This window comes from Kitasatospora sp. P5_F3 (assembly GCF_054049135.1).
The window spans coordinates 70,228-96,986 of sequence record NZ_JBFUMY010000050.1; the positions used below are offsets into that span (position 1 = coordinate 70,228).

Genomic DNA, 26,759 nt, shown 5'->3' on the forward strand with positions numbered 1-26,759 from the left:
CCGGATATCGGACCAATGCCTCGTCAGGAGGCCGGTCGCTGGAGGCGGGTGATGAACTTGTAGCGGTCGCCCCGGTAGATCGAGCGGACCCACTCGACCGGTGTGTCGTCGGCGTCGAAGGAGTGCCGGGAGAGCTGGAGCATCGGCAGTCCGAGGTCGGAGCCGAGCAGCCCGGCCTCGCGCGGGTTGGCCAGGGTGGTCTCGATGGTCTCCTCGGCCTCCGCCACGGTCACCCCGTACACCTCGCGCAGCGCGGTGTAGAGGGAGTTGTGCTTGACCAGGTTGCGGCGTAGCGCGGGGAAGCGCTTGGCGGAGAGGTGCGCGACCTCGATCGCCATCGGGTCGCCGTTGGCGAGACGCAGCCGCTCGATCCGGAGCACCCGGCCGCCGGGCTTGATGTCAAGCAGCGGGGCCAGCCGGTCGTCGGCGGTGATGTAGCCGACCTCGATCAGCCGGGAGGTGGGCTCCAGGCCCTGCGCCCTCATGTCCTCGGTGTAGGAGGTGAGTTGGAGTGCCTGGGCGACCTTGGGCTTGGCCACGAAAGTGCCCTTGCCCTGGATCCGCTCCAGCCGGCCCTCGACCACCAGCTCCTGCAACGCCTGCCGGACGGTGGTCCGGGAGGTGTCGAACTGTGCGGCCAGTGCCCGCTCCGGCGGCACCGGAGTGCCGGCCGGCTGGGTCTCGGTGAGCTGTAGCAGGTGGCGCTTCAGTCCGTAGTACTTAGGCACGCGGGCGGTCGGGTCGGCCGCGCTCTGTGTCGGCAGGTTCTTGGCCTGGGGGTGGTTCACCTGGGCAGTGGTGCCCCCGTCGCTGCTCATCCGCCGCATCTCCCGGTGCTCGCGAAGCCTTCCCGGGCCCCGCTTCATCGTTAACGGCACACATCGTTGCACGTATGAGCCGTGAACGGGGCCCTCATCACGCGATGAACGATGAGCGGTGTCGGCTTGATAACGGGTGGTCCTGATTGGTTCTGGAGCCGTTGACACACCCATTGGTCTAGGCCAAGCTCCTGGCATCTGGTCTACACCACTGCAGACCAAACATGAATTTCCCAACCCCGTTCCAAGGGTTCGCGACAGGCTTTCCGCCGATATATGTCGGTACGTCGCTGCCCAGGTGGGGGCAACCCGGGCATCCCTCAGGAGGATGGCGTGAAGCGTCAGCTCATCGCGGCGGTCGGCGTCGCAGCAATGGTCGTCGGTCTTGCCGCTTGTGGTTCGGACGCGAAGAGCGGCGGTGACGCGAAGGAGGCCGCCCCCACCGCCCTCACCGTGTGGCTGACCGTCGACGCCCAGCAGAACTGGCCGGACCTGGTGAAGTCGGCGGACGACGCCATCACCGCCAAGTACCCGGGCATCAAGATCAACCACGAGTACTACGGCTGGAAGGACAAGAACACCAAGCTCGACTCCGTTCTTGCCACCGACGCCGTGCCGGACGTGGTCGAGATGGGCAACACGGAGATGCTGCCCTACATGATCAAGGGTGCGCTGGCCCCGCTGGAGACCGCGAAGTTCGAGAACAGCAGCGCGTGGCTGGACGGCCTCAAGGCCTCCGCCACCTACAACGGCAAGACCTACGGTGTCCCCTACTACGCCGGTGCCCGCGTGGCCACCTGGCGCAAGGACATCGCCGCGGGCGCCGGCGTCACCGCCGTGCCGACCACCTACGCCGACCTGACCGCTGCCCTGGACAAGATCCAGGCCAAGCAGGGCGACAAGTTCTCGGCCTGGTACCAGCCGTCGCGTGACTGGTACACCGCGATGTCCTTCGTCACCGACGCCGGCGGCTCGATCGCCAAGCAGGACGGCGACAAGTGGAAGGCCTCGCTCTCCACCCCGGAGTCCATCAAGGGCCTGACCGCCTGGAAGGACGCCCTCGGCAAGTACATGAAGGGCGACCTGACCAAGGACGACGCGGACCGCTACATCGTCTACGGCCTGGGCAGCTCCAACATGATCTACGGCTCGGGCTGGGAGGGTGGCTCCGCCGCCGACCCGAAGTTCGACAAGACCGGTGGCACGCTCAAGGACAACCTCGTGTCCTTCGTGATGCCCGGCCCGTCCGGCAAGAACCTCTCCACCTTCCTCGGTGGTTCGGACCTCGCCGTGCCGGTGAAGTCGAAGGCCAAGACCGCCGCTTCCGAGTGGATCAACGCCTTCACCAACACCAAGGCCCAGGAAGTCCTGATCAAGGCGGGCAACCTGCCGAACAACAAGACCCAGCTGGCCCCGCTCAAGGCGGACCCGAAGACCGCGCCCACCGCGACCGCGGCCGAGATCAGCTGGTTCGTCCCGACCGCGCCGGGCTGGCTGCAGGTCGAGAAGGCGAACATCCTGCAGAACGCCCTGCAGGACATCGCCCAGGGCAAGAAGACGGTCGAGGAGGCCGCCAAGGCCGCCGACACCGCCATCGACGCCGTGATCAACAAGGCCTGATCAACCGTCAGCCCGTCGGCCCCCTCGCTGTGAGAGGGGGCCGGCGGGCCCCGGTCGTGAGGCCCCTGAAGTATGCAAGCGCCAGGCGTAGCTGAGGAGCACGTGATGAGTGCCGACACATCCACCGCGAAGGTGCCGCCGCAGCGGCCCTCATCATCTGCGGCAGCCCCCGCTCCAGGCAGAGCGCCCCGCCGTTCGCTGGGCAACCGGCTGTCCGGCACAGCCACCCCGTGGCTGCTGCTGGCGCCGACCATGGTCGTGCTGGCCGTGGTGCTCGGCTACCCGCTGGTCCGCCTGGCCACGCTGTCGTTCCAGAACTTCGGCCAGTCCCAGCTGTGGGGCTTCCAGCCCACCGAGTGGCTCGGCTTCGACAACTTCTCCGCGGTGCTGAGCGACAGCGTCTTCTGGGACGTGGTCGTCCGCACCATCATCTTCACCCTCGGTGCCGTGGCCTTCACCATGGTGCTCGGCCTGTTGATCGCGATGCTGCTGATCCGGGTCTCCAGCTGGGTGAAGACGCTGATGAACATCGCCCTGGTGGCGAGCTGGGCGATGCCGATCGTGGTCGCCGTCACCGTCTTCAAGTGGATGTTCGACACCGACTACGGCGTCATCAACTGGCTGCTGACCAAGGTCGGTCTGGACTTCGACCGGCACAACTGGTTCATCGACTCCACCCAGGGCTTCGCCATCATCATGGTGCTGGTGGTCTGGGGTGCGGTCCCGTTCGTGGCGATCACCTTGCACGCCGGTCTGACCCAGGTCCCGAAGGAGCTGGAGGAGGCGGCCCGGATGGACGGGGCCGGCGCCTTCAAGGTCTTCCGCTACGTCACCATCCCGGTACTGAAGCCGATCATCGTCATGCTGGCCACCCTCTCGGTGATCTGGGACATGGGTGTCTTCGCCCAGGTCTTCCTGATGCGCGGCGGCCACCCCGAGCCCGAGTACCAGTTGCTCACCACGTACTCGTACGACAAGGCGTTCGTGGTGAACGACTACTCCATGGGTTCGGCCATCGCCCTGCTGACCGTTCTGCTGCTGCTCGGCGTGATCGCCGTCTACATGCGCCAGATGCTGAAGATTGGAGAGGTGGAGTGACGATGACCGACTCGGCCGCACCTCGCGAGACCGCCGTGACCGAACTGCCGGCGAAGGCCACTCCCGCTCCGAAGATCAAGGCCAAGGCACCGCGCCCGAAGGGCCGCAGCCTCTACAACCTGATCGGTGTCGCGGTCGCCGCGATCCTCGGCTTCCCGGTGTACTGGATGGTCAACACCGCGCTGAAGCCCGACAAGTACGCGATCTCGAACGACCCGAAGTTCCTGCCGTTCCCGATCACGCTGGACAACTTCAAGCGCGCCCTCGAGGTCTCCGACTTCTGGGGCCCGGTGTTCCGCAGCCTGATCATCGCGGGCACCACGGTGGCGATCGGCCTGGTGGTCGGCCTGCTGGCCGCGCTGGCGATCTCCCGGTTCGCGTTCCGCGGCCGCAAGGTGGTCATCGTCGGCATCCTGACGGTGCAGATGGTCCCGCTGGTCGCGATGATCATCCCGGTCTTCCTGCTGCTGAACGACCTGGGCCAGTACAACAAGCTCTCCGGCATCATCCTGACCTACCTCACCTTCGTGCTGCCGTTCACGGTCTGGACCCTGCGCGGGTTCATCGTGAACATCCCGAAGGAGCTCGAGGAGTCGGCCATGGTCGACGGCTGCACCAGGACCGGGGCGTTCGTCCGGGTGGTCTTCCCGCTGCTCGCGCCCGGCATGGTGGCCACCGCGATCTACGGCTTCATCCAGGCCTGGAACGAGTACCTGTACGCGCTGCAGCTGCTCAGCCAGACCAACACCACCGCGACCGTGTGGCTCGGCAACTTCACCACGACGCGTGGCACCGAGTACGCGCCGATGATGGCCGGCTCCACGATGATGGCCATCCCCGTGGTGATCTTCTTCCTGCTCGTCCAGCGCCGTATCGCCTCCGGTCTCACCGCCGGTGCCGTGAAGGGATGACCCGATCATGAGCATCCTCACCCCCGCCGTGACCGACAGCGACCAGCTGCACCGCGATGCGCTGACGGTCCTTCAGCCCGGGTTCGTCGGCACCACCATGCCGGAGTGGGTCCGCCGTCACCTGGCCGCCGGGCTCGGGTCGGTCGCGCTGTTCGCCCGCAACGTGGTGAACCCGGAGCAGCTGGCGGCGCTCACCGCCGAGCTGCGTTCGGAGAACCCGGACCTGCTGATCGCGATCGACGAGGAGGGCGGCGACGTCACCCGCCTGGAGGTCGGCTCCGGCTCCTCCTGGCCGGGCAACCTCGCGCTCGGCGCGGTGGACGACACCACGCTCACCCGGGACGTGGCCCGCGAGCTCGGCCGGGCGCTGGCCACCTGCGGCATCAACTACAACTGGGCGCCCGCGGCGGACGTCAACTCCAACCCGCGCAACCCGGTGATCGGCGTCCGCTCGTTCGGCGCCGACCCCGAGCTGTGCGCCCGGCACACCGCCGCCTGGGTGGAGGGCCTGCAGCAGGTCGGCGTGGCCGCCTGCGCCAAGCACTTCCCCGGCCACGGCGACACCGCGGTCGACTCGCACCTCGGCCTGCCGATGGTGGACGTGGACGTCGACCTGCTCCGCTCGCGCGACCTGGTGCCGTTCCTGGCGGCGATCGAGGCCGGTGCCAAGGCCGTGATGACCGCTCACATCATGGTCCCGGTACTGGACCCGAAGCTGCCCGCGACGCTCAGCCGCGCGGTGCTCACCGACCTGCTCCGGGACCAGCTGGGCTACCAGGGCCTGATCGTCACCGACGGCATCGAGATGGGCGCCATCGCGGACACCTACGGCATGGGCCCTGGCACCGTGATGGCGCTGGCCGCCGGTGCCGACGCGATCTGTGTCGGCGGCGGCTCCACCGAGGAGGAGACCGTCCTGGAGCTCCGGGACGCCATCGTCGAGGGCGTCCGCTCCGGCGCGCTCCCGGCGGAGCGGCTGGCCGACGCGGCCCAGCGGGTCCGCACCCTCGGCAGCTGGGCCCGGATCGAGTCGCAGGCCCAGCTGGGCGAGCCGGACCTGGCGATCGGCCTGCGGGCCGCCCGCCGCGCGCTGCGCGTGGTCCGCGCGCCGGGCCGGGCCTTCCCGCCGGTGACCGAGCGCCCGTACGTGGTCTCGCTCTCCGACCAGCCCAACTTCGCGGTCGGCGACGACACCCCCTGGGGCCTCTCCGGCCTGCTGGCGGCCCGGTTCCCGGGCACCCGGACGGCCAAGGTCGACTCGGCGGAGGCCGCCCCCGGGACGCTGGACGCCACGGTGGCCCGGCTGCTGGCCGAGGCCGAGGGTCGCAGCCTGGTCCTGGTGGTCCGTGACGCGCACCGCTACGAGTGGATGACGGCGGTCCTGGAGCGGGTCCTGGCGGCCCGTCCGGACGGCGCAGTGGTCGAGATGGGGGTCCCGCAGGCCGCGCCCGCCGGAGCCCTGTACATCGCCACCCACGGGGCCGCACGGGTCCTCGGGCTCGCCGCCGTCGAGGTGCTCACCGGCCAGTAGGCCGAGCACGCTCCGAGCAACCCGGAAGCCCACCTGCGCCGGCAGGTGGGCTTCCGGGTTTTCCGGGGTCAATTCCGTCCCGCCGCAGGTGAATGACGGTGTGTCAGTTCTGTCATGTCCCGGCGCTTTCCGGAGCCGAATTAATTCCGGGCCGGAAATGACGATGCTCCCTCAAGCGGAGCTTAAGAGAGCCTTAACAGAACCCTTAGTGCCGGAACGGCCACAGGGCGCACACAACTCACAACGGGTCTGCAACGTCCGGCACTTGAGGCACGCGAATCGTTGACACCGGCTTTGGTCTAGGCCAGTCTCCAGCAATCCGGTCTAAACCACAGTTGGACCGGGCCAAGCAACCGGGAGGATGGCGTGAACCGTCGGCTCATCGCGACGTTCGGCGTCGCGGCACTGCTCGCCAGCACAGCGGCCTGCGGGGGCAGCGCCGGCTCCGGCACCACGGGCAGCGGTCCGAGCACCACCGACCCGAAGACGCTCACCGGCTCGGTCACCATCTGGCTGATGAACGAGGCCCAGGCGAACTGGCCCGAACTGGTCCAGCAGGTCAATGACGAGTTCGCGGAGAAGTACCCGAAAGTCGATCTCAAGCTCAGCTACCAGACCTGGGCCGACAAGATCGCCAAACTGGACGCGGCACTGGCCGCCGGCGCGGCACCGGACGTGGTCGAACTCGGCAACACCGAGACCATGAAGTACATCCTGAACGGCTCGCTGGCACCGGTCGACAAGGCTGGCTTCGAGAATTCGGACACCTGGATCCAGGGCCTGGTCAACACCTGCAAGTACCAGGAGAAGCTCTACTGCGTGCCGTACTACGCGGGCGCCCGGGTCGGCCTCTACAACGCCGCGGCCTTCCAGGAGGCCACCGGCAGCGCCGAGTTCCCGAAGAACGAGGACGAGCTGCGCGCCGCGCTCGACAAGGTGGCGGCCAAGCACAAGGGCGACAAGAGCTACTCCGCGCTCTACCTGCCAGGACCGTACTGGTACGCCGCGATGTCCTACGTGACCGCCTACGGCGGCAGCATCGCCCGGTTCGACAGCGCCGGCAAGTGGCACGGGACGCTGCACGACGCCAAGTCCCAGCAGGGCATCCAGCACTTCGTCGACCTGGTGAAGACGTACAACAAGGGTGACCTGGCCGTGAACGAGCTCAACCAGGCCACCGTGCTGGGCCGTTCGAAGACCGCGATGCTCTACGGCAACGGCTGGGAGACCTCCGTCGCCACCGCGCCGGTCGGCGGCGACCCCAAGCTCAAGGACGTCCTCAAGGTGGCCGGTATGCCGGGCCCGAACGGCAAGCCGCTGCCCTCCTTCATCGGGGGCTCCGACCTCGCGGTGACCGCCAAGTCGCAGTCCCAGGAGGCGGCCAAGGACTGGATCCGGATGTTCACCAGTGCCAAGTCGCAGCAGGTGCTGGTCGACAAGGACACCTTGCCGAACAACCTGACCCAGCTCAGCCCGCTGAAGTCCAAGCCCGCCACCGCCGCCGCAGCGAACGCGGTGCCGGACGCCTGGTTCACCCCGATCGCCCCCGGCTGGGGCGCGATCGAGAAGCAGAACGTCCTGGTGAACCTGCTGAACGACGTCCTCAAGGGGAAGTCGGTCGACCAGGCCAGCCAGGAGGCCGACGCGAAGATCGACGAGTTGATCAACAACCCGTCCTGACGCTCCGTCCACCCCCGCGCCGGGGGGGGGGGGGGGGGGGGGGGGGGGGGGGGGCATGGCGGCCGAGATGGCCGAGCAGCCCGCCGTCCTGCGGCGCATCCTCGACCAGGGCGGCCCGAAGATCCGTGAGGTCGCCGCCGGGATCGCCGCCCGCAAGCCGCGCTTCGTGCTGCTGACCGCACGCGGCACCTCGGACAACGCGGCGCTCTACGCCAAGTACCTGATCGAGATCCTGCTCGGCAAGCCGGCCGGTCTCACCTCGATGTCCACCATCACCGCGTACGGGGCCAGGCCCGACCTGACCGACGTGCTGGTGGTCACGGTCAGTCAGTCCGGCGGCTCACCCGACCTGGTGGCCTCCACCAAGGCCGCCCGGGAGGCCGGCGCGACCACCCTGTCGGTCACCAACAACGCCGACTCGCCGCTGGCCGAGGTCTCCGAGTTCCACATCGACCTGCTGGCCGGTCCGGAGAAGGCGCTGCCCGCCACCAAGACCTACACCGCCGAGCTGCTCGCCCTCTACCTGCTGGTCGAGGGCCTGCGCGGTGGGGACGGCTCGGCCGCCGAGGTGCTGCCCGAGCTGGCCGAGGAGGTGCTCGGGCGGCAGACCGAGGTCAAGGCGCTGGCCGAGCGGTACCGGTTCGCCCAGCGGCTGGTGCTCACCTCGCGCGGCTACGGCTACCCGACCGCGCGGGAGGCCGCGCTCAAGCTGATGGAGACCACCTACATCCCGGCCTCGCCGTTCTCCGGCGCGGATCTGCTGCACGGGCCGCTGGCGATGGTCGACAACGTCTCGCCGGTGATCGCGGTGGTGCCGGACGGCAAGGGCGGGGAGGCCCTCCAGCCGGTGCTGGACCGCCTGCGGGGGCGCGGTGCGGACCTGGTGGTGATCGGGCAGCAGGAGCAGGTGGACGCCGCCTCCGCGGGCTTCGCGCTGCCGCCCGGGGTCCCCGAGGAGATCCAGCCCGTCCTGGAGATCCTGCCGCTCCAGCAACTCGCCTACGAGGTCGCGATCGCCCGCGGCCAGGACCCGGACGCACCCCGCGCCCTCGCCAAGATCACCGAGACCCGTTAGGCAAATGCTCCGGAAGGCAGGGGCTCGGGGAACTGCGAGGAGATATGGCGCCGGGTCACAGGCGAAAGTGCCTGACCATCCACGTACGTTGAACGCTCCTGAGGTCGGCGCCGCCGTTCCCCGGGCCCCTGATGGTGCAACTGGACGCTCTGCCGAACAGCTGACGCAGTCGGAAAAGCACTACGGGCCACGGCGCCGACACAGGACCCTCAGCCTGTGCGGCACCGCAGCCCGGAGCTGTCGTCGGGCGCCTCTACCGGCCGTCGGCTGTGCGGGGCCGACGGGGTGTGGGGCGTCCGACCGAGGAGCTGCCTCGCGCGGTCAGGGCAGTTGCGCGGGGGGCGGCTCCTTGGTGCTCTTTCATTGTGGACTAGACCAATCCGGCTTGTCCAGAGAGCTTCCGAGATTGGTCTGGGCCACAGTGGAGAAGCAGTCCGGGGCCTGCTGCGGATACCCTCGCCCTGTGCCCTCGCTGAACGAACTCGTCCGCCGCCACACCACCCTGACCGGTGCCGATGTGGACTGGCTGCACATGCTGGTCTCGGAGTGGCAGCTGCTCTCCGACCTGTCCTTCGCCGACCTGGTGCTGTGGATCCCCACCTGGGACGGCATCCGGTACGTCTCGGTGGCCCAGATGCGGCCCAACACGGGCCCCACGTCGTACCAGGACGACATGGTCGGCCACCTGGTGCCGCGTGGCCGCCGGCCGCTGCTGGACGCCGCCTACGACGAGGGGCGGATCGTCCGGGAGGGTGATCCGGAGTGGCGGGAGGAGGTGCCGGTCCGGGTCGAGTCGATCCCGGTCCGGCGCGAGGGCAAGGTGCTCGGGGTGATCGCCAGGAACACCAACCTGCTCACCGTGCGGACCCCGAGCCGGCTGGAGCTCACGTACCTGCAGAGCGCCTCCGACCTGGCCCAGATGATCGCCGCAGGAACGTTCCCGTACCACGGGGTCGAGCAGACCGACATGGACGCCGCACCCCGGGTCGGCGACGGGCTGATCAGGCTCGACGCGGACGGCGTCGTCACCTACGCCAGCCCGAACGCGCTCTCGGCGTACCACCGGATCGGACTCAGCACCGATCTGGTGGGCAGTCACCTCGGCCGCACCACCGCTGAGTTGGCGCCCCCGGCGCGGGCCGCGGTGCACGAGGCGCTGGTCAAGCTGGCCAGTGGCTGGGCGCCCCGGCAGACCGAGGTGGAGGCGCAGGGCGGGGTGGTGACCCTGCGGGCGATCCCGCTGAAGCCCAAGGGGGTCCTGACCGGTTCGCTGGTGCTGGCCCGGGACGTCACCGAACTGCGCCGTCGTGACCGTGAGTTGATGACCAAGGACGCGACCATCCGGGAGATCCACCACCGGGTGAAGAACAACCTGCAGACGGTCGCGGCGCTGCTCCGGCTGCAGGCCCGCCGGATGGACTCGGAGACCGGCCGGGCCGCGCTGGACGAGGCGGTCCGCCGGGTCGGCTCGATCGCGATCGTGCACGAGACGCTCTCGCAGACCCTGGACGAGCGGGTCGCCTTCGACGAGATCGCCGACCGGGTGCTGGCGATGGTGATGGAGCTGTCCCAGGACGGCAAGGTCGCCACCCGGCGGACCGGCAGCTTCGGCATCCTGTCGGCCGAGGTGGCCACCCCGCTGGCGATGGTGCTGACCGAGGTGCTGCAGAACGCGCTGGAGCACGCCTTCGACCCGAAGGACGGCGGAAACGTCGAGGTCAGCGCCCTGCGCGGGCGCGCGCCTGCCACCGGTACGGGCTGGTCGGAGAGCTGGAACGGCGGTGCCAAGCCGGAGGAGTACCTGCTGATCACGGTGCAGGACAACGGCAAGGGCATGCCCGAGGGCTTCGACCCGCAGACGGCGGGCAACCTGGGTCTGCAGATCGTCCGCACCCTGGCCACCAACGAACTCGGCGGTAGCTTCGACATGGTGGCCAACCCCGAGGGTGGCACCAAGGTGGTGCTGGAGATCCCCGTCCCCTAGAGCCCGGGCCTGAGAAGGCAACGAGGCCCTGTCGACCGGGGGGGTGGGTCGACAGGGCCTCTCAACCCGTTCCGGCCGTCGGGGGGAGTCGGCCGGAACGGGGGCTCTGTGGTGTTGCTCGACGCTCGCCTCACGTGCTTGCACACGGTGAGCGTCACAGCTCCACGGTATTGCTCTCAGTGAACACTATCAAGTGTCCGTGCCGTGGAAGGCTCGGCCGAAAGTGCGGCCAAGCCCTTGATCATGTGTTGATCAGGCGGTGCTGACGGAATGTCAGGCGGTGCGGGCCCGGTTGCGGGCGGCGCGGCGCTTCATCGCACGACGCTCGTCCTCGCTCATGCCGCCCCAGACGCCGGCGTCCTGGCCGGTCTCCAGTGCCCACTGCAGGCACTGCTCCATGACGGGGCAGCGGCGGCACACGGCCTTGGCTTCCTCGATCTGCAGCAGAGCAGGACCGGTGTTCCCGATCGGGAAGAACAGCTCCGGGTCCTCTTCGCGACAGACAGCGCGGTGGCGCCAGTCCATGTTCGTCCAACTCCTCCGGTCGGCGGACTGTGGTCCGGCCGACGCAATCGTGGTGGCTTGTGAATGTGAACGCTTTCACGAATCCCGCAACAGCAAAAGGGACCAAAGGCCCATGAGGCCCGGGTGGTCTGTGCAGAAGTGGGGTTCGGGCGGATCAAGGGAACTGTCGCGGTATGTCCCGCTGCGACGTGTCCCGATCGCCATGTAGAGGTTCGCAAACCTCAGGCTCGGATACAACCCCCTTCGGCTAGGAATTTTTGATTCTTCGGTGTCGCCTAGCTCACAGCCCGTACTTCTATGGGGTGAAGGGGGCTTGTGCGTTCGAGAAGAAGGGCGAGGGGCCCTTCTGGTCACACAATCACACGCAGTGCCCGCCGAACGCCTGTGAAACTGACGCGACTCCTGTCTCCAAGGTGGTCCCCATCGACCTGAAACGGGGCCGGTTCCTGGGAAACCAAGGTGAAGTGCCGAACGTCGTGATAGGAGACGAGGTGCTTCCCGGTAGGGCCGACCGGCCCTGTGGCGCCGTCCGTAGGCGTGTGCGAACGCAGAATCTGACGCACCGTTCGAGCCGTGCCGAACGCGGTCATTCGAGTGATGCCGAAGATGTCGAGGTCGCTGTCGAAGGACGCGGAGGGGGACGGGAAGACCGGCCGGTTGCCCAGAAAGGTCCACGGCGAGGTGTTGGAGATTATCGCCAGCACCAGTCCCGGCACGGATTCCTGGCCGTTCAGCTCCAGGGTGATGGGGCCGTTTCTGCGGTGCTCACGCTCTGTCACGTAGTGCCGGAGGGCCTGGCTCACGTAGAGCCCGTGGGTGGACTTCCGCCCGGCCCGGCGCTGGGCCTCCACCCGGCCGACCACCCCCGCGTCGAAGCCCAGGCCGGCCGTGAAGGTGAACCAGCGGTCCGGCAGGCCCTCGGTCATCGCCTTGCCCAGGCTGACCGCCCGCTCGCGCCGGTGCTCCAAGGCGTCCAGAAGTGCGCCGGTCGCCTCCACCGGGTCGTTCGGCAGGCCGAGGGTGCGGGCGAACACGTTGGTCGAGCCGCCGGGGACGATGGCCAGCCGGGGCACCCGGTCGGACGGGCCGTGCGTGAGCAGCCCGTTGACGATCTCGTTCACCGTGCCGTCGCCGCCGAGCGAGACCACCAGGTCGAGACCTCGCTCGGCCGCGTCACGGGCCAGGTCACGGGCGTGGCCGCGGTACTCGGTGTGCGCGACTTCCAGGGCCAGGTCACTGCGCAGGGCGTGGGTCAGCACGTCGCGGGTGCGTCCACTCGTGGTGGTCGCCTTCGGGTTCACGACCAGGAGAGCGCGCATGGCGCTCAGCCTACGGGTCGGTGATCCAAGCACGGCGGCTACCCTGCTGGAGTGACCGCTGAATCCATCACCCCAAGCCCTGCCCGGCCCACCGCGCTGCTCGTCGGCGCCGCGATCACCGCGCTGCAGGGCGCGGCGCTGGCCGGCTGGGGCCTCTACGACATCGTGGCCGGCTTCCTCTGGGACGCCCCGGCGCAGGGCCGCAGCGAGCTCGGCGGCGTGATCCTGTTGCTGATGGGGGCGCTTCCGATCCTTGCAGGGCGCGCGCTGCTCAAGGCGCGCCGGTGGGGGCGCAGCCCGGCCGTGCTGACCAACTCGATCTGCCTGCCGGTGGCTTACTACATGTGGCAGAACGGCGGCGCGATGCAGGCCGCCGGGGTGGCCGTCGGGCTGCTCGGCCTGGTCGGGATCGGCTCGCTGCTGAACCCGAAGGTGACCGAGGCGCTCTACGGGACCGCCGCCGACTAGCCGCCGACAGTCCCAGGGCAACAGCACGGCCCGGTCCGGGCACCCCGTCGAAGCGGGGGCCGGACCGGGCCGTGGTCGTTCCTACTCCTCGACCAGCAGCTTCTCCCGGAGCTGGGCCAGCGTCCGGGCCAGCAGCCGGGAGACGTGCATCTGGGAGATGCCCACCTCGGCCGCGATCTGCGACTGGGTCATGTTCCGGAAGAACCGGAGCACCAGGATCTTCTGCTCCCGGGGCGGGAGTTGGGCCAGCAGCGGCTTCAGCGACTCCCGGTACTCGACGCCCTCCAGCGCCAGGTCGGTGGAGCCCAGGGTGTCCGCGACGGCGGGCGACTCGTCGTCGCTGTCCGGGACGTCCAGGGAGAGGGTGGAGTAGGCGTTGGCCGACTCCAGGCCCTCCAGCACGTCCTCCTCGGAGATGCCGAGATGCTCGGCCAGCTCGTGCACGGTGGGGGAGCGGCCGTGCCGTTGGGAGAGCTCGCTGGTCGCCGTGGTGAGCGAGAGCCGCAGCTCCTGGAGGCGGCGGGGCACCCGGACCGCCCAGCCCTTGTCCCGGAAGTGCCGCTTGATCTCACCGACGATGGTCGGGGTCGCGTAGGTGGAGAACTCGACCCCGCGTTCGTGGTCGAAGCGGTCCACCGACTTGATCAGGCCGATGGTGGCGACCTGGGTCAGGTCGTCCAGCGGCTCACCGCGGTTGCGGAACCGCCGGGCCAGGTGCTCGACCAGCGGGATGTGCATCCGGACCAGCTGGTTGCGCAGCTCTACCCGCTCCGGCGAACCCTCCGGCAGCCCGGCCAGCTTGACGAACAGCGCCCGCGCGGCCTCCCGGTCCGGCGCGCCTGAGCGGTGCACCTGGACGGGGACCGCGGGGCGCACCTCCTCGGCACCGGCCGCAGCGGGCTGCTGCTCCGGAGTCGGCGACGGATCGGTCGGCGGATCGGTCGGCTGGCTCATCCGATGGGTGTCCTTCGGGTGCACGTCGGCGGTGTCGGTTCGGGCAAGGTGCGGGGAGGTGACGCCCGCCTGGGGCGGCAGCGTCACGTCGGCGGTGGCGGCCGGGCTTCCGGCAAGGCCTGTGCGGTCGAGATCACTCACGGCGGTCACCCGTTCCGTTCCGGGAGCACTTCACATGGGGTGTACCGCGCTGCGGTACGGGGGAGCCGTACGCGCGGCACCTGAGGTGCCGGGCGTACGGCTGCGCGGGTGGGTCTCACACCGGCGGCTGTCACACCGGTGCCGGTGCTCCGCCGCGCTTCTTGTGAAGACTGATGGTCACCGTGTTGTCGGCACCCACCGAGGACTCCACCTCGCCGGCCAGTGCGGAGAGCACCGTCCAGGCGAAGGTGTCCCGCTCGGGGGCCCTGCCGTCCGTGGTGGGGGCCGCGACGGTGACCCGCAGCGAGTCGCCCACCAGCCGGAACTCGCAGGTCAGTACGGAGCCCGGGACCGCCTGCTGGAGCAGGATGGCGCAGGCCTCGTCCACCGCGATCCGAAGGTCCTCGATCTCGTCCAGGGTGAAGTCCAACCGGGCCGCGAGACCGGCGGTCGCCGTTCGCAGTACCGAGAGGTACGCCCCTGCCGCGGGCAGCCGGACTTCGACGAAGTCCTTCACGCCGGGATCGCCGTCGATCTGGGACACCCTCACCTCCTGGGTGACGCAAGGTGCTTGCGGCTCGAAAGCCGCGGCACTTCCTGTTGCTCGGTTCAACTGCTTCGCCCCAACTGTCCAGAGGGGTGGTGCGGTACGTACCGGTCATACCCATACCGGAGAGGTCGGAACGCCGCGCATCCGCCCGTGACGTTACCGCTATCGACCGACGCTTGTCGCGATCCAGGACCGTCGTCACGGGAACGAGCTAACCTGTTCGAACTCCGGTGGGCGGTGCGCTACTCCGAGCCGAGCGCGGTCAGGGCCGCGTCGGTCAGCCGGAAGACCGACCAGCCGTCCATCGGGACGGCGCCGAGCGAGCGGTAGAAACCGATCGAGGGCTCGTTCCAGTCCAGCACCGACCACTCCAGCCGGGAGTAGCCGTTGCGCACGCAGACCCTGGCCAGCTCGGTCAGCAGCGCCTTGCCGTGGCCGCCGCCGCGCGCGCTCGGGCGGACGTACAGGTCCTCCAGGTAGACCCCGTGGGTGCCGCGCCAGGTGGAGAAGTTCCGGAACCAGAGCGCGAAGCCGACCGCCTCGCCGCTCTCGTCGTCCTCGGCGATCAGACCGAAGACGGCCGGGTTCGCCCCGAACAGCACCTCGTTCAGCTGTTCCAGAGTGGCCACGGCCTCCTGCGGGGCCTTCTCGTAGTCCGCGAGCTCGCGGATCAGGTCGAGGATCAGGGGGACGTCGGTGGCTGTGGCGGTGCGGATCATACGGCGAGCCTACTCGGGCGCCCCGTCGAACCGGCAGGAAAGCACGCGTGCCCGGCCGCKCGGGGAGCGGCCGGGCACAGGAGCGTGGGCTCCGGGATCAGGCGGCGGCCTTCTTGGTCTCCCAGAAGATGCTGTCGATCTCGGCGATCAGGTCGAGCAGCGCCTGGCCGGAAGCCGGGTCGGTGGACGCCTTGGCGGCCGAGGCGGCCTTGCCCGCGTTGTTGAACAGCACGTGCAGCTGCGGGTACTTCTCGAAGTGCGGGGCCTTGAAGTAGTCGGTGTGCAGCACCGAGAGGTGGTGCTTGACCAGCTCGGCCCGCTCCTCCTTGATGACGATGGCCCGGGCCCGGAAGACCGGGTCCTCGTTGGCCTGGTACTTCTCCTGAGTGGCCTTCACCGACTCGGCCTCGATGCGGGCCTGGGCCGGGTCGTACACGCCGCAGGGCAGGTCGCAGTGGGCGTGCGCGGTGACGCGCGAAGCAAACAGACGCATGGGAGTCCTTCCTTAGATCGTCTTCCCGCGCCTGAGATTACCCTCAGAGAGTTGGTTTGGGTGTGCGGAGGGGGGAGTCGGGGTGACGGGGCGACAGCAGGGCGGTGGGCTGCTGCCGTTCGGGGTGGTCACGGTGGCCGGGCCCTCGATGCGGCCACGGCTGCGCGACGGCGACCGGGTGCTGGTCCGGTACGGGGGGCGGCTGCGGCCGGAGGCGGTGGCGCTGTTCCGGCACCCCCGCCGGCCGGAGCTGCTGGTGCTCAAGCGGGCGGCCGAGCGGCGGCCGGACGGCTGGTGGATGCTCTCCGACAACCAGGGCGTGCGCAGCGACAGCCGCGAGTACGGGCCGGTGGCCGAGGAGTTGGTGCTCGGTCAGGTCGTGTGCAGACTGTGGCCCCGGCCGGGGCGGCTCGGCCCGTACCGCCCGATCGACCTGGAGCTGTGACGGTCGGTCAGACGGGTCAGACGGGTCCCTGGCCAGACGGGTCAGGCCGCGGCAGCCGCCCGGCGGGCCTCCTCGCGCTTGCGGGCGCGGTAGGCGGCGACGTTGGCGCGGGTGGCGCAGCGGTCGGAGCAGTAGCGGCGGGAGCGGTTGGTGGAGGTGTCCAGGTAGGCGTTCCGGCAGGGGGCGGCCTGGCAGATGCCGAGCCGGTCGGCGCCCAGCTCGGTGAGGTGGATGGCCAGGCCCATGCAGGCGACCGCGGTGAAGTTGGCGGCGGCGGTGGGGGCGTTGTCGGCCAGGTGCAGGTGCCAGCGCGGCCGCCCGGCGTCGTCCAGGTAGTCGTGCCCGGAGACCAGCGGGCTGACCGGGTACTCGATCATCAGGCTGTTCAGCAGGTCGACCCCGCGGACCTCGTCGCCCTCGGCGGCGGCCTCGAACACGCCGCGCAGCCTGGTCCTGACCGCCCGCAGCCGGGGCAGGTCGGCCTCGTCGGCCAGTCCGGCGGCCCGGCCCGAGGGCCCGAACAGCGCCCGCACCGCCTCGACCGAGGTGAGCGAGTCGGTGCCCCGCTCGGGCTCCTCGCTGTTCACCAGCCGAACGGCGAAGTTGGCGTATGCGGCGAGCTCCACGGGGGTCCTTCCAGGGGCGTAACGGGTGAGCTGCCCCCAGGGTATTACCTCCGGCGGAAACGCGGCAGGCGCCCGTGCGATCCGGGGATCGTACGGGCGCCTGTGCGGTGTGTCGCGGGGGTCAGAGCACCTTGGAGAGGAAGGCCCTGGTCCGCTCGTGCTGCGGGTTGGTGAGCACCTCGCGCGGGTGGCCGGACTCGACCACCACGCCGCCGTCCATGAAGACCAGCGCGTCACCGACCTCGCGGGCGAAGCCCATCTCGTGGGTGACCACGATCATCGTCATGCCCTCCCGGGCCAGGTCGCGCATGACGTCGAGGACGTCACCGACCAGCTCCGGGTCGAGTGCCGAGGTGGGCTCGTCGAAGAGCATCAGCTTGGGCTTCATGGCGAGCGCCCGGGCGATCGCCACCCGCTGCTGCTGGCCGCCGGAGAGCTGCGAGGGGTAGCTGTCGGCCTTGTCGGCCAGCCCCACCCGCTCCAGCAGGGCCATCCCGCGCTGCTTGGCCTCGGCCCGGCTCTCGCCCTTGACCTGGACCGGCGCCTCGATGATGTTCTGCAGCGCGGTCATGTGCGGGAAGAGGTTGAAGCGCTGGAACACCATGCCGATGTCCTGGCGCTTGACCGCGACCTCACGGTCCTTCAGCTCGTAGAGCCGGTCGCCCTTCTGGCGGTAGCCGACGAGTTCGCCGTCCACCGACAGGAAGCCACCGTTGATCTTCTCGAGGTGGTTGATGCAGCGCAGGAAGGTGGACTTGCCCGAGCCGGACGGACCGATCAGGCAGAACACCTCGCCCTGCCTGACCTCCAGGTCGATGCCCTTGAGCACCTCGACCTGCCCGTACGACTTCCGGACGCCCTCGGCCTTGACCATCGGGTGCCCGGGCTGGTCCTGCTTGGTCAGCTCGGTCATGAGAAGTTACCTCCGCCGTGCACCCCGGGGTTGACCACCGGCGGGGCCGGCGGGGTGTGCCGACCCTGGAACAGTGCCCTTATCCGCTGGATCGGGGTCGGCGGCAGGGCCCGGTTGCTGCCCCGCGCGTAGTACCGCTCGACGTAGTACTGACCGATGGTCAGCACCGAGGTCAGGAACAGGTACCAGAGGCTGACGGTGATCAGCAGCGGGATGGTCTCGAAGGTCCGCGAGTAGATGTTCTGGCCGGCTCGGAAGAGCTCCTCCAGCGCGATCACCGAGACCAGCGAGGTGGTCTTGAGCATCGAGATGGTCTCGTTGCCGGTCGGCGGGATGATCACCCGCATCGCCTGCGGCAGCACGATCCGCCGCATGGTGGCGAACCGGCTCATGCCGAGCGCGTGCGAGGCCTCGGCCTGGCCCTCGTCCACCGACTGGATGCCGCCGCGGACGATCTCCGCCATGTAGGCGGCCTCGTTCAGGCCGAGCCCGAGCAGGGCCGCGGTGAAGACCGGGATCAGCGTGTTGGTCGACTCGGACCAGAACTCCGGGCCGAACGGGATGCCGATCGACAGCGTCGGCCAGAGCGCGCCGAGGAAGTTCCAGAACACCAGCTGGACCAGGACCGGGGTACCCCGGAAGATCCAGATGTAGAGCCAGGCGGTACCGGAGAGCAGCGGGTTCGGCGAGAGCCGCATGACGGCCAGCAGCACGCCGCCGACCAGGCCCATCACCATGGAGAGCCCGGTCAGCTCCAGCGTCACGACCAGGCCGTGCATGATGCTGGAGTCGAAGAGGTACTTGCCGACGACAGACCACTGGAAAGCAGGGTTGAATTTCAGGGCGTGGAGCAGCATCGCCAGCAGAACCAGGATGACGACTGCTCCGGCCCAGCGTCCGGGGTGGCGGACCGGCACGGCCTTGATGTTCTCAGGCCGGGCCGGCTGCTTCTCCACCCCTTGGTCGGGAGAATTCACAGGGGACCTTCGGTGGGTGAGGTCAGACGACAGGTCAGCTGGTGGCGCCGTTGGTCACGGCCTTGTCGATCGCACCGGCCTCGACGCCCCACTTCGTCAGGATCGCCTTGTAGGTGCCGTCCGCGATCAGCGCCTGGATCGCGCCCTGCACGGCCTTGGTCAGCTCGGAACCCTTTGCCACCACGACGCCGTACGGCGCGCTGTCGGTGGTGCCGCCGAGCTTCTCCAGCTGGCCGTTGGTCTGCTTGATCGCGTAGTCGATGACCGGCGAGTCGGCCATCATGACCTGGTCGCGGCCGGAGACCAGCGCGGTGGTCACGTCGGTCTGCAGGTCGAACTTGTCGCCGTCGTTCGGGACGGCGGGCTTGCCGGCCTTGGCGCAGGCCGGGTTGATGACGTCCTTGATCGCGTCGGCCTGGGTGGTGCCGGTCTGCACGGCGATCTTCTTGCCGCACAGGTCGTCGGCGCTGACCTTCTCCGGGTTGCCCTTCTTCACGGCGGCCGAGGTGCCCGCGGTGAAGTAGGTGACCATGTCGACGGTCTGCTCGCGCTCCTTGGTGTCCGTGAAGGAGCTCATGCCGAGCTGGAACTTCTTCGCGGTGATGCCCGGGATGATCGCGGTGAACGGGGAGTTCTGGACGTCGGCGGTCAGGCCGAGCTTCTGCGCGATGGCGTTGGCCAGGTCGACGTCCATGCCGACGATGTTGCCCTTGTCGTCCTTGAACTCGTTCGGCGCGTAGGAGGCGTCGGCCCCGACCACCAGCTTGCCGGAGGACTTCACGTCGGCCGGGACGAGCGCGGCCAGCGCGGCGTCGGCGGTGACGGCCGGCGTGGAGGCACTCGGGCTCGCGGCGCCGCTCGGCGAGGAGCTGCCGCTGCTGCCGCAGGCGGTGAGCAGCAGCGAACCGGTCGCGAGGACGGCACCGGCGGCGAAGAGGCGGGTACGCGGGTTACGGACGGTCATGGGGGGAGTCTCCTCCTGTGGGAGAGGCTGGGCGGAGCGCGCCGCGGGGGCGGCGTACGGGTGCCGGGGCTTGTCGCCACCCTCCGCCGAGGTGGGCTGAAGCGATCCGAGTTGGTGGGAATCCTGCCATCAGGGGTCAGGGATCGGGTCACTATTCAGATCAAAATCGGATAACGAGGGGTCAGAGTGTCCGCTATCCGGACTAATTCGGTTCCCCTGTCACTCCGCGTATAAGTATGCAGACCGGAGGGCCGTAGGCGGTCAGAACCCGCCGTTGGCGACGGCGTTCTGCACGGCGCCGTCCGTGACGTTCCACTTCGCCAGGATCTTGTCGTACTCGCCGCTGCGGATGATCCGGTTGAGCGCCTTCAGAAGGACGTCCCGCAGGGCGGTGCTCTCCTTGGTCAGCGCGATCCCGTACGGGCCGGGCTGCAGTTGGGCGCCGGCGATCTGGAAGGTCTTGCCGCCGTCCCGCTGCTGCGCCACGTAGGCGGCCACCGGGTAGTCGTTCAGGTCGGCGTCCGCCCGGCCGGCGGCCAGCTCGGCGAGGGCCAGGTCGTCGTTCTCGAAGAGCTTCACCTTGAGCGGCTTGCCGGTCTTGGTGCAGGCGACGGTCTGCCGGTCGATCACGGTCGCCTGGGTGGTGCCGCGCTGCAGGGCGACGGTGTGCCCGCACAGGTCGTCCAGGCTGGAGATCGCCTTCGGGTTGCCCTTGCGGACCAGGATCGAGGTCCCGGCGATGAAGTAGTCGGCGAAGTCCAGGCCGGGCCCGGCCGGGCCGTCCGCGTCGTCGGTGCCCTCGCGGCGTTGGCGGTTGTCGCTCATCGCGGACATCACCACGTCGTACTGCTTCGCGTGCAGGCCGGGGACCAGCTTGTCGAAGGCGGTGTCGATGAACTCGACCCGCAGGCCTAGCTCCCGGCCGACCGCCTCGGCGATCTCCGGGTCGATGCCGGTCGCCTGCTGGTCGGGTCCCTTGAACTCGACCGGCGCGTAGTTCAGGTCGGAGCCGATCCGGAGCACCCCGGCGGCCTTCACCCCGGCCGGGACCAGCGGGCTCAGGTCATCGGTGGAGTGCTTCTGCTCCTGCTTGCCGCCGCACGCGGTGAGCAGCAGGGCCCCCGCCGCCACGGCCGCTCCGCAACGGCCGATCTGACGAGGTATGAGGGTGGTTCGCTGCATGGTGGAGCTCCTCCTGTGGGAGAGGGTGGTGCCCGGGCCACCGAGCCGAGCGCGGGTCTGCGACGGACCGGAGGGGTCGCGCTCACGTGGTGCGCGGACGGTCCTGGTCGGTGGCCGGAACTCGGATCCTGCCATCCGCCCTGCCGAATCGGGTCTCGGGTATGTCAGAATCGGGTATCGGGTGACCCCCGATCAGAACTCAGACCGCCAGGTCGCGACAGGCCTGGGGCGCGCAGAACCGGAAGTCGAAGACGCCGACTCCGGATTCGAGGCGCCAACTCCCCTCCGTGTCTGGGTTCACTCCTGCGGGTGTGCGTGCATGTCTGCCGTTGTCGGTGCAGGACCCCCGGAACTTCCGAAATTCAGGGGTCGTCAACTGCCCCTACCGGCGAGTGACATGCGCGTGAAAAGGACAAGAAGGCATAGGTGCGATGCCTGAGTCCGACCTAGGCTCATGATCCGGTACCGACCGGACGAGCCTCGGCAGACCGGAAGCACAGCGCAGAGACACCCAAAAACCCTCATACGAGGGCGTTGCCCGACGGCAGTGCCCCGACCCCGTTCCGGGTCCGCCTTCGGCGGGTCCCGGGATTTTCGGTATCCCCGAGCGGGTCGGATGTCCGTCGGTCCCGCCCTCGCTGATCATGACGAAGAGGTCATCGTGGCAGCGGAGATCATCCACACCAGCACTCAGGACACAGACGACCCGGTCGACGCCGTTTTCGCGCTCCACCGCGGCGGCAAGATGGAGATCCGGGCGACCGTGCCGGTGCGCGATGCGGACGACCTGTCCCTCGCCTACACCCCCGGTGTCGCCAAGGTCTGCACGGCCATCGCCGAGCAGCCCGAGCTGGTGAACGACTACACCTGGAAGTCCAACGTGGTCGCGGTCGTCACCGACGGCACCGCGGTGCTCGGACTCGGCGACATCGGCCCGGAGGCCTCGCTGCCCGTCATGGAGGGCAAGGCGATCCTGTTCAAGCAGTTCGGTGGTGTGGACGCGGTGCCGATCGCGCTGGCCTGCACCGGGGTCGACGAGATCGTCGAGACCGTGGTCCGGATGGCGCCCTCCTTCGGTGGCGTCAACCTGGAGGACATCTCCGCCCCGCGCTGCTTCGAGATCGAGCGGCGGCTCCAGGAGGCCCTGGACATCCCGATCTTCCACGACGACCAGCACGGCACCGCGATCGTCTCCACCGCCGCGCTGTGGAACGCCGCCAAGGTGACCGGCCGGGAGATCGGCTCGCTCCGCGCGGTCATCTCCGGCGCCGGTGCGGCCGGCATCGCGATCGCCAAGATGCTGGTCGCGGCCGGCATCGGCGACGTGGCCGTCTGCGACCGTCGCGGCGTGGTGTACGAGGGCCGGGGCGACCTGACCGACGTCAAGGCGGAGATCGCCGCCGTCACCAACAGGACCGGGCAGAAGGGCTCGCTGGCCGACGCGCTGGCCGGGGCGGACGTCTTCATCGGCGTCTCCGGCGGCACCGTCCCCGAGGACGTCGTGGCCACCATGGCCGAGGGCTGCTTCATCTTCGCGATGGCCAACCCCACCCCGGAGATCCACCCCGAGGTCGCGCACCGCTACGCCGCGGTCGTCGCCACCGGGCGCTCCGACTTCCCGAACCAGATCAACAACGTGCTGGCCTTCCCGGGGATCTTCGCCGGTGCCCTCCAGGTCCGGGCCACCCGGATCACCGAAGGCATGAAGCTGGCTGCCGCGAAGGCGCTGGCCGCGGTGGTCGCCGACGAGCTGACGCCGCAGAAGGTGATCCCCTCGCCGTTCGACGAGCGGGTCGCGCCGGCCGTGACCAAGGCGGTCGCGGAGGCTGCCCGCCGTGAGGGCGTTGCCCGGCTGTAGCGCTTCGAGGACTGTTCGAGCCGCGGGTGTGACGGTGGGTTGGTTACCGCCGTCACACCCGTGTCCCGTTCCGGTCGGTGGGCGTTCACCGCTATCGTCCGGGGCATGTTCGCCGCCTATGCAGCCCGTATCGACGCCGATGACCCGCTCAGCGCACTGGAGTTGGGCGAGCTGCCCGAGCCGGTGGCCGGACCCGGCTGGAGTGTGGTGACGGTGAAGGCCGCCACGCTCAACCACCATGACCTGTGGTCGCTGCGCGGGGTGGGGCTGCCCGCCGAGCGGCTGCCGATGATCCTCGGCTGCGACGCGGCCGGGATCGACGAGCACGGCAACGAGGTGGTCATCCACTCGGTGATCGGCCAGAGCGGGCACGGGGTCGGCCCGGACGAGCCGCGGTCGATCCTGACCGAGCGCTATCAGGGGACGTTCGCCGAGCGGGTCGCCGTCCCGACCTGGAACCTGCTGCCCAAGCCCGCCGAGCTCTCGTTCGCCGAGGCGGCCTGCCTGCCCACCGCGTGGCTGACGGCCTATCGGATGCTGTTCACCAAGGCGGCCGCCCGGCCCGGCCAGACCGTACTGATCCAGGGGGCCGGCGGCGGGGTGGCCACCGCGCTGATCGTCCTCGGCAAGGCGGCCGGTCTGCGGGTCTGGGTCACCGGCCGGGACGAGGCCAAGCGGGCTCGGGCTGTCGAACTCGGCGCCGACGCCGCGTTCGAGAGCGGCGCCCGGCTGCCCGAGCGGGTCGACGCGGTGCTGGAGACGGTCGGCGCCGCGACCTGGTCCCACTCGGTGAAGGCGCTGAAGCCCGGCGGCACCATCGTGATCTCCGGGGCCACCTCGGGCCCCAGCCCGAAGGCCGCCGAGCTGAACCGGATCTTCTTCCTGGAGCTCAACGTCCAGGGCTCCACGATGGGGACCAAGGACGAGCTCGCCGCCCTGCTCGCGCTCTGCGCCAACTCCGGGATCCGCCCGGTGGTCGACAGCGTGCTGCCGCTCACCGAGGCCAGGGACGCGTTCGCCCGGCTCGCCAAGGGGGACGTCTTCGGCAAGCTGGTCCTGACACCCTGACACGTCGGAGGGGGCGGTACCGGTGACCCGGTACCGCCCCCTTTCGTCTCGTCCGGCTAGCGGCCCAGCGCGCGGCGGAGCTGCTCGGCCGCCGCGGCCAGCACCTGCTGGGCGGAGCCGAGTTGAGCGGGCGTCACGCCGGTGTCCCGGGCGGTGTCGCGGACCTGGTCGCGGAGGCGGTCGAGCAGCCGCTCCAGCTCGCGGGCCGGGTCGGCGTCGGGGTCGACGGCGGCCCAGGCGGGGAGGTCGGCCGGGGGCCGGTCCAGGTCGATCTTGTCGAGGTCGATCCGGTCGAGGGTGATCTCCTCGGCCGGGGCGCCGGGCGCATGGCCCCACTTGGCGGCGTCGGCCAGGCCGGCCAGCGAGCGGGTGAGCTCGGAGATGCCCTCGGCGAGTCCGGCGGACCAGTCGCCGCCGGCTGCGGCGTCCTTGACCTGCTGCTCGATCCGGCGCTTGATCCGCAGTGCCTCCTGCTGGGCGGCCGTCCGGGAGGCCTTGGCCTCCGCCCGCAGCCGGCGGGCCTCGTCCTCGGCGGCCTTGGCCTTCTGCTTGGCCGCCCGCTCCTGCTCCTTGGCCCGCTTGGCCTGCTCCTTGGCCTGCGTCTTGAACTGGGTGAACTCGTCCTTGGCGCGCTGCCAGGACTCCTTGTCGCCCCACGGCCCGGCCCACGGGTCGCCGCCGTCCTCGGACTTGGGACGCGGCGCCTCCTTGGCGGCGCCCCAGAGCTCGGCCCGCAGGTCCTTGGCGCTGTCCCGGACGTCCTCCCGGATCGCGCCGGCGAGCTGCGCCAGCGACTCCCGGATCTCCACCTCCAGCTCGGCCAACTCGCTCTGCCGGGCCGCGAGTTCCGCCTGGCCGGCGTCGGTGAGCCGGTAGACCTTGCGCCCGCCCTCGGTGCTGTGTGCGACCAGGCCCTCCTGCTCCAGCTTGGCCAGCCGCGGATACACGGTGCCGGCCGAGGGGGCGTACAGGCCCTGGAAGCGCTCCTCCAGCAGGCGGATCACCTCGTAGCCGTGCCGGGGGGACTCGTCCAGCAGCTTGAGCAGGTACAGGCGGAGTCGGCCGTGGCCGAAGACGGGGGTCATGTCAGCTCTCCTGGGTGGTGGTGTCGGTGGGGGCGGCCGGAAGCTCCTTGACCAGGTCGATCCGCTCGGCCTCGGCCTCCGGGCGGCGCTGCACGGTCACCGCACCGGAGACGGTGGAGACCTGGAGCCGGCCGGTGCCGGAGCCCAACTGGCCGGAGAGCTTCCTGGTGCCCCAGCTGCCGCTGACCGTCAACTCCTCGAAGGTGCTGGAGAGCTCGCCGCCGGTGCTGCCCAGCTCGACCTTGGTGTCGGCCTGCGAGGGCAGTCGGACGGCGACCGGGCCGCTGACCGTGTTCACGTGCAGGTCGGTCGGCGTGGCGGTGTCCACGTCGAGGGTGACCGAGCCGCTGACCGACTTGGCGACCAGCTTGTCGCCCGTACCGGCGACCACGGTGAGGTGGCCGGAGACCGTGTTGACCCGGAGCTCCCCGGCCACCGACTGGGCGTTCACGTCGCCGGACACGGTCTTCACCTCGGTGCGGCCGGTCAGGCCGACCAGGGTGGTCTCGCCGCTCGCGCCGTACACCGTGACCGTACCGGTGACGCCGGAGACGGTGGTGTCGGCGGAGGCCGAGCCGATCTTGACCTCGGAGCCGGCCGGCACGGTCAGCGAGACCTCGGCCACCGCCTCGCGCTTGCGGCGCAGCCCGCTGAAGAAGCTCTTCACGGTCTCCAACGACTTGATGGAGTCGGTGAGTTCGCTCCAGGCGAGGTCCGGGTAGGTTACGGTCAGGACGCCGTTCTCCAGGGTGACCTGGAGCGGGTCGCCCTTGAGCTCGCTGATCTCCAGCCGGGCCGGACCTTCGGCGGTGACCACGTTGACCGCACCCGCGATCACCCGCACGTTGAGGGTGCCGACCGGCTCGTCGAAGGTGATGCTGTCAGGCTCGCTGACCGTCCACTTGCCCATGATCTGTCCCGCCTCCCGTTCGTCGGATCGCGATGTATCGCGTCTCCCTGAACAACACGATATATCGCGTGACGGCGAAGTCAAGGTGCCCTCGGTCGGGGGCTGAGCTCAGTCCTCGTCCTCGTCGTCGAGCCGGGCCAGCCAGGTGGCCAGCCGCTCGACCGGGATCTCGAAGTCCGGGTTCAGGTCGACGAACTCGCGCAGGCGCTCGGCCAGCCACTCGAAGGTGACCTCCTCGTCGCCGCGCCGGCTCGCCAGCTCCTCGATGCCGCGGTCGGTGAAGTACACGGTGTGCTCCGGGTCGGTTGGGGTGTGACCGGCCCAGGATAGTCGGGGCGGCGGTCAGCCCTGGTAGCGGTAGTAGCTCAGCGAGCAGGTCGCCCGGCCGTCGCTGTCGCCCAGCTTCACCACCCGCAGCACCGCCACCGAGCCGGTGCCCCGGGACCGTACGCAGAACGACCGCCCGGGCGGCACCTGGTCGAACTTGACCGAGCCGGAAGCGGGTTCGCTCTCCACTCCGAGGGCGCAGGCCTGCGGGCTCAGCCGGTCGCCGTCCTTGCCCACGAAGACGTCCGAGTCGCCGTGCACCCGGAACTCGGGGCCCAGGGTGGTGACGTTCCAGGACGACTCGCCGCTCGGCACCACCTTGCCGTCGTCCAGGTCGAAGTCGTACTGGGCGGCGGCCGGGATGGTCAGCTCCCGGTCGAGGTAGACCGCGGCGTACGGGCCGTCATCCTCCGACTCCGGCCAGAGAGCCACGCCGGCGGTGACGACGGCGGCCAGCGCCAGCCCGCCTGCCAGCAGCGGGCGGCTGCTCCACCGCCGGGTGCCCGGCGGGGCAGCCG

General features: G+C 69.7%; 27 protein-coding genes. 11 read left to right on the forward strand and 16 right to left on the reverse strand.

All coding sequences use genetic code 11. The features are described from left to right. Nucleotides 1–23 precede the first annotated feature (23 nt). Nucleotides 24–818, reverse strand: coding sequence for a GntR family transcriptional regulator (locus tag ACXJMZ_RS25795; RefSeq protein ID WP_057227001.1), 795 nt, complete (start codon nt 816–818; stop codon nt 24–26). A 333-nt stretch (nt 819–1,151) separates the two neighbouring features. On the opposite strand from ACXJMZ_RS25795, the gene ACXJMZ_RS25800 reads away from it, so the two are divergent. The 7 genes from ACXJMZ_RS25800 to ACXJMZ_RS25830 all read left to right on the forward strand — a co-directional run bounded on the left by ACXJMZ_RS25800 (nt 1,152) and on the right by ACXJMZ_RS25830 (nt 10,717). Next, nucleotides 1,152–2,438: an extracellular solute-binding protein gene (locus ACXJMZ_RS25800; protein ID WP_457032428.1), complete on the forward strand. Its 1,287-nt coding sequence runs from the start codon at nt 1,152–1,154 to the stop codon at nt 2,436–2,438. A gap of 102 nt (nt 2,439–2,540) precedes the next feature. Beyond that, the gene (locus ACXJMZ_RS25805) at nt 2,541–3,536 is read left to right on the forward strand and encodes a carbohydrate ABC transporter permease (RefSeq protein ID WP_057226997.1); all 996 of its coding nucleotides are present in this window, start codon (nt 2,541–2,543) and stop codon (nt 3,534–3,536) included. 2 nt (nt 3,537–3,538) lie between these two features. Next, nucleotides 3,539–4,447, forward strand: a complete 909-nt coding sequence (locus tag ACXJMZ_RS25810; protein WP_457032450.1) for a carbohydrate ABC transporter permease — start codon at nt 3,539–3,541, stop codon at nt 4,445–4,447. 7 nt (nt 4,448–4,454) lie between these two features. Beyond that, a complete protein-coding gene (locus ACXJMZ_RS25815; protein WP_457032429.1) occupies nt 4,455–5,978 on the forward strand; it encodes a glycoside hydrolase family 3 protein in 1,524 nt (507 codons plus the stop codon). A 366-nt stretch (nt 5,979–6,344) separates the two neighbouring features. After that, the gene (locus tag ACXJMZ_RS25820) at nt 6,345–7,658 is read left to right on the forward strand and encodes an extracellular solute-binding protein (RefSeq protein ID WP_457032430.1); all 1,314 of its coding nucleotides are present in this window, start codon (nt 6,345–6,347) and stop codon (nt 7,656–7,658) included. A gap of 55 nt (nt 7,659–7,713) precedes the next feature. Next, nucleotides 7,714–8,733, forward strand: coding sequence for an SIS domain-containing protein (locus ACXJMZ_RS25825; protein WP_457032431.1), 1,020 nt, complete (start codon nt 7,714–7,716; stop codon nt 8,731–8,733). A gap of 463 nt (nt 8,734–9,196) precedes the next feature. Next, entirely contained in the window at nt 9,197–10,717 is a 1,521-nt protein-coding gene (locus ACXJMZ_RS25830; protein ID WP_457032432.1) for a sensor histidine kinase, read from the forward strand. A 273-nt stretch (nt 10,718–10,990) separates the two neighbouring features. Here the strand turns inward: ACXJMZ_RS25830 and ACXJMZ_RS25835 are convergent, their stop codons facing one another. Together ACXJMZ_RS25835 and ACXJMZ_RS25840 are read right to left on the reverse strand one after the other, a co-directional pair. Beyond that, entirely contained in the window at nt 10,991–11,242 is a 252-nt protein-coding gene (locus tag ACXJMZ_RS25835) for a WhiB family transcriptional regulator (RefSeq protein WP_014138019.1), read from the reverse strand. 350 nt (nt 11,243–11,592) lie between these two features. Further along, nucleotides 11,593–12,561: a diacylglycerol/lipid kinase family protein gene (locus tag ACXJMZ_RS25840; protein WP_457032433.1), complete on the reverse strand. Its 969-nt coding sequence runs from the start codon at nt 12,559–12,561 to the stop codon at nt 11,593–11,595. A gap of 51 nt (nt 12,562–12,612) precedes the next feature. Here ACXJMZ_RS25840 and ACXJMZ_RS25845 point away from each other — a divergent pair, with 51 nt between their 5' ends. Next, nucleotides 12,613–13,029 carry a hypothetical protein gene (locus ACXJMZ_RS25845; protein ID WP_457032434.1) on the forward strand — a complete coding sequence of 139 codons (417 nt, stop codon included), beginning with the start codon at nt 12,613–12,615 and terminating at the stop codon, nt 13,027–13,029. Nucleotides 13,030–13,110: 81 nt separating this feature from the next. On the opposite strand, the gene ACXJMZ_RS25850 is transcribed toward ACXJMZ_RS25845, so the two are convergent. The 4 genes from ACXJMZ_RS25850 to sodN form a co-directional block, all read right to left on the reverse strand. After that, nucleotides 13,111–13,983, reverse strand: coding sequence for an RNA polymerase sigma factor SigF (locus ACXJMZ_RS25850; protein WP_063856958.1), 873 nt, complete (start codon nt 13,981–13,983; stop codon nt 13,111–13,113). A gap of 271 nt (nt 13,984–14,254) precedes the next feature. Continuing rightward, nucleotides 14,255–14,668 carry an ATP-binding protein gene (locus ACXJMZ_RS25855; protein ID WP_057226987.1) on the reverse strand — a complete coding sequence of 138 codons (414 nt, stop codon included), beginning with the start codon at nt 14,666–14,668 and terminating at the stop codon, nt 14,255–14,257. Between the two features lie 248 nt (nt 14,669–14,916). After that, nucleotides 14,917–15,393, reverse strand: coding sequence for an N-acetyltransferase family protein (locus tag ACXJMZ_RS25860; RefSeq protein ID WP_457032435.1), 477 nt, complete (start codon nt 15,391–15,393; stop codon nt 14,917–14,919). Between the two features lie 97 nt (nt 15,394–15,490). Continuing rightward, nucleotides 15,491–15,886, reverse strand: a complete 396-nt coding sequence (gene sodN, locus ACXJMZ_RS25865) for a superoxide dismutase, Ni (RefSeq protein ID WP_057226984.1) — start codon at nt 15,884–15,886, stop codon at nt 15,491–15,493. 82 nt (nt 15,887–15,968) lie between these two features. On the opposite strand from sodN, the gene sodX reads away from it, so the two are divergent. Then, nucleotides 15,969–16,331, forward strand: coding sequence for a nickel-type superoxide dismutase maturation protease (sodX, locus tag ACXJMZ_RS25870; protein WP_457032436.1), 363 nt, complete (start codon nt 15,969–15,971; stop codon nt 16,329–16,331). A 41-nt stretch (nt 16,332–16,372) separates the two neighbouring features. Here the strand turns inward: sodX and ACXJMZ_RS25875 are convergent, their stop codons facing one another. The 5 genes from ACXJMZ_RS25875 to ACXJMZ_RS25895 all read right to left on the reverse strand — a co-directional run bounded on the left by ACXJMZ_RS25875 (nt 16,373) and on the right by ACXJMZ_RS25895 (nt 20,993). Continuing rightward, nucleotides 16,373–16,957: a CGNR zinc finger domain-containing protein gene (locus tag ACXJMZ_RS25875; protein WP_057226982.1), complete on the reverse strand. Its 585-nt coding sequence runs from the start codon at nt 16,955–16,957 to the stop codon at nt 16,373–16,375. 121 nt (nt 16,958–17,078) lie between these two features. Then, a complete protein-coding gene (locus ACXJMZ_RS25880; protein ID WP_457032451.1) occupies nt 17,079–17,831 on the reverse strand; it encodes an amino acid ABC transporter ATP-binding protein in 753 nt (250 codons plus the stop codon). A gap of 35 nt (nt 17,832–17,866) precedes the next feature. Beyond that, a complete protein-coding gene (locus ACXJMZ_RS25885) occupies nt 17,867–18,826 on the reverse strand; it encodes an amino acid ABC transporter permease (RefSeq protein ID WP_457032437.1) in 960 nt (319 codons plus the stop codon). Nucleotides 18,827–18,881: 55 nt separating this feature from the next. Further along, entirely contained in the window at nt 18,882–19,811 is a 930-nt protein-coding gene (locus ACXJMZ_RS25890) for an ABC transporter substrate-binding protein (RefSeq protein WP_457032438.1), read from the reverse strand. Between the two features lie 261 nt (nt 19,812–20,072). Beyond that, nucleotides 20,073–20,993 carry an ABC transporter substrate-binding protein gene (locus ACXJMZ_RS25895; RefSeq protein WP_457032439.1) on the reverse strand — a complete coding sequence of 307 codons (921 nt, stop codon included), beginning with the start codon at nt 20,991–20,993 and terminating at the stop codon, nt 20,073–20,075. 661 nt (nt 20,994–21,654) lie between these two features. On the opposite strand from ACXJMZ_RS25895, the gene ACXJMZ_RS25900 reads away from it, so the two are divergent. Together ACXJMZ_RS25900 and ACXJMZ_RS25905 are read left to right on the forward strand one after the other, a co-directional pair. Beyond that, nucleotides 21,655–22,851, forward strand: a complete 1,197-nt coding sequence (locus tag ACXJMZ_RS25900) for an NAD(P)-dependent malic enzyme (RefSeq protein WP_457032440.1) — start codon at nt 21,655–21,657, stop codon at nt 22,849–22,851. 105 nt (nt 22,852–22,956) lie between these two features. Next, nucleotides 22,957–23,919, forward strand: coding sequence for a zinc-binding dehydrogenase (locus ACXJMZ_RS25905; protein ID WP_457032441.1), 963 nt, complete (start codon nt 22,957–22,959; stop codon nt 23,917–23,919). A 56-nt stretch (nt 23,920–23,975) separates the two neighbouring features. On the opposite strand, the gene ACXJMZ_RS25910 is transcribed toward ACXJMZ_RS25905, so the two are convergent. The 4 genes from ACXJMZ_RS25910 to ACXJMZ_RS25925 form a co-directional block, all read right to left on the reverse strand. Next, entirely contained in the window at nt 23,976–25,004 is a 1,029-nt protein-coding gene (locus tag ACXJMZ_RS25910; protein ID WP_457032442.1) for a helix-turn-helix transcriptional regulator, read from the reverse strand. A 1-nt stretch (nt 25,005) separates the two neighbouring features. After that, nucleotides 25,006–25,914: a DUF4097 family beta strand repeat-containing protein gene (locus ACXJMZ_RS25915; protein WP_457032443.1), complete on the reverse strand. Its 909-nt coding sequence runs from the start codon at nt 25,912–25,914 to the stop codon at nt 25,006–25,008. 108 nt (nt 25,915–26,022) lie between these two features. Next, nucleotides 26,023–26,202, reverse strand: a complete 180-nt coding sequence (locus ACXJMZ_RS25920; RefSeq protein ID WP_057226968.1) for a DUF6104 family protein — start codon at nt 26,200–26,202, stop codon at nt 26,023–26,025. 54 nt (nt 26,203–26,256) lie between these two features. Further along, a partial coding sequence (locus ACXJMZ_RS25925) for a hypothetical protein (protein WP_457032444.1) occupies nt 26,257–26,759 on the reverse strand: 503 nt, incomplete at its 5' end.

What these genes read in the sequence shown, in the direction of transcription:
- sodN (WP_057226984.1), bottom strand. Translation starts at nt 15,886, where the DNA reads ATGCGTCTGTTTGCTTCGCGCGTCACCGCGCACGCCCACTGCGACCTG.
- ACXJMZ_RS25825 (WP_457032431.1), top strand. Translation starts at nt 7,714, where the DNA reads ATGGCGGCCGAGATGGCCGAGCAGCCCGCCGTCCTGCGGCGCATCCTC.
- ACXJMZ_RS25890 (WP_457032438.1), bottom strand. Translation starts at nt 19,811, where the DNA reads ATGACCGTCCGTAACCCGCGTACCCGCCTCTTCGCCGCCGGTGCCGTC.
- ACXJMZ_RS25810 (WP_457032450.1), top strand. Translation starts at nt 3,539, where the DNA reads ATGACCGACTCGGCCGCACCTCGCGAGACCGCCGTGACCGAACTGCCG.
- ACXJMZ_RS25840 (WP_457032433.1), bottom strand. Translation starts at nt 12,561, where the DNA reads ATGCGCGCTCTCCTGGTCGTGAACCCGAAGGCGACCACCACGAGTGGA.
- ACXJMZ_RS25860 (WP_457032435.1), bottom strand. Translation starts at nt 15,393, where the DNA reads ATGATCCGCACCGCCACAGCCACCGACGTCCCCCTGATCCTCGACCTG.
- ACXJMZ_RS25880 (WP_457032451.1), bottom strand. Translation starts at nt 17,831, where the DNA reads ATGGTCAAGGCCGAGGGCGTCCGGAAGTCGTACGGGCAGGTCGAGGTG.
- ACXJMZ_RS25815 (WP_457032429.1), top strand. Translation starts at nt 4,455, where the DNA reads ATGAGCATCCTCACCCCCGCCGTGACCGACAGCGACCAGCTGCACCGC.
- ACXJMZ_RS25795 (WP_057227001.1), bottom strand. Translation starts at nt 818, where the DNA reads ATGAGCAGCGACGGGGGCACCACTGCCCAGGTGAACCACCCCCAGGCC.
- ACXJMZ_RS25835 (WP_014138019.1), bottom strand. Translation starts at nt 11,242, where the DNA reads ATGGACTGGCGCCACCGCGCTGTCTGTCGCGAAGAGGACCCGGAGCTG.
- ACXJMZ_RS25905 (WP_457032441.1), top strand. Translation starts at nt 22,957, where the DNA reads ATGTTCGCCGCCTATGCAGCCCGTATCGACGCCGATGACCCGCTCAGC.
- ACXJMZ_RS25850 (WP_063856958.1), bottom strand. Translation starts at nt 13,983, where the DNA reads ATGAGCCAGCCGACCGATCCGCCGACCGATCCGTCGCCGACTCCGGAG.
- ACXJMZ_RS25895 (WP_457032439.1), bottom strand. Translation starts at nt 20,993, where the DNA reads ATGCAGCGAACCACCCTCATACCTCGTCAGATCGGCCGTTGCGGAGCG.
- ACXJMZ_RS25910 (WP_457032442.1), bottom strand. Translation starts at nt 25,004, where the DNA reads ATGACCCCCGTCTTCGGCCACGGCCGACTCCGCCTGTACCTGCTCAAG.
- ACXJMZ_RS25915 (WP_457032443.1), bottom strand. Translation starts at nt 25,914, where the DNA reads ATGGGCAAGTGGACGGTCAGCGAGCCTGACAGCATCACCTTCGACGAG.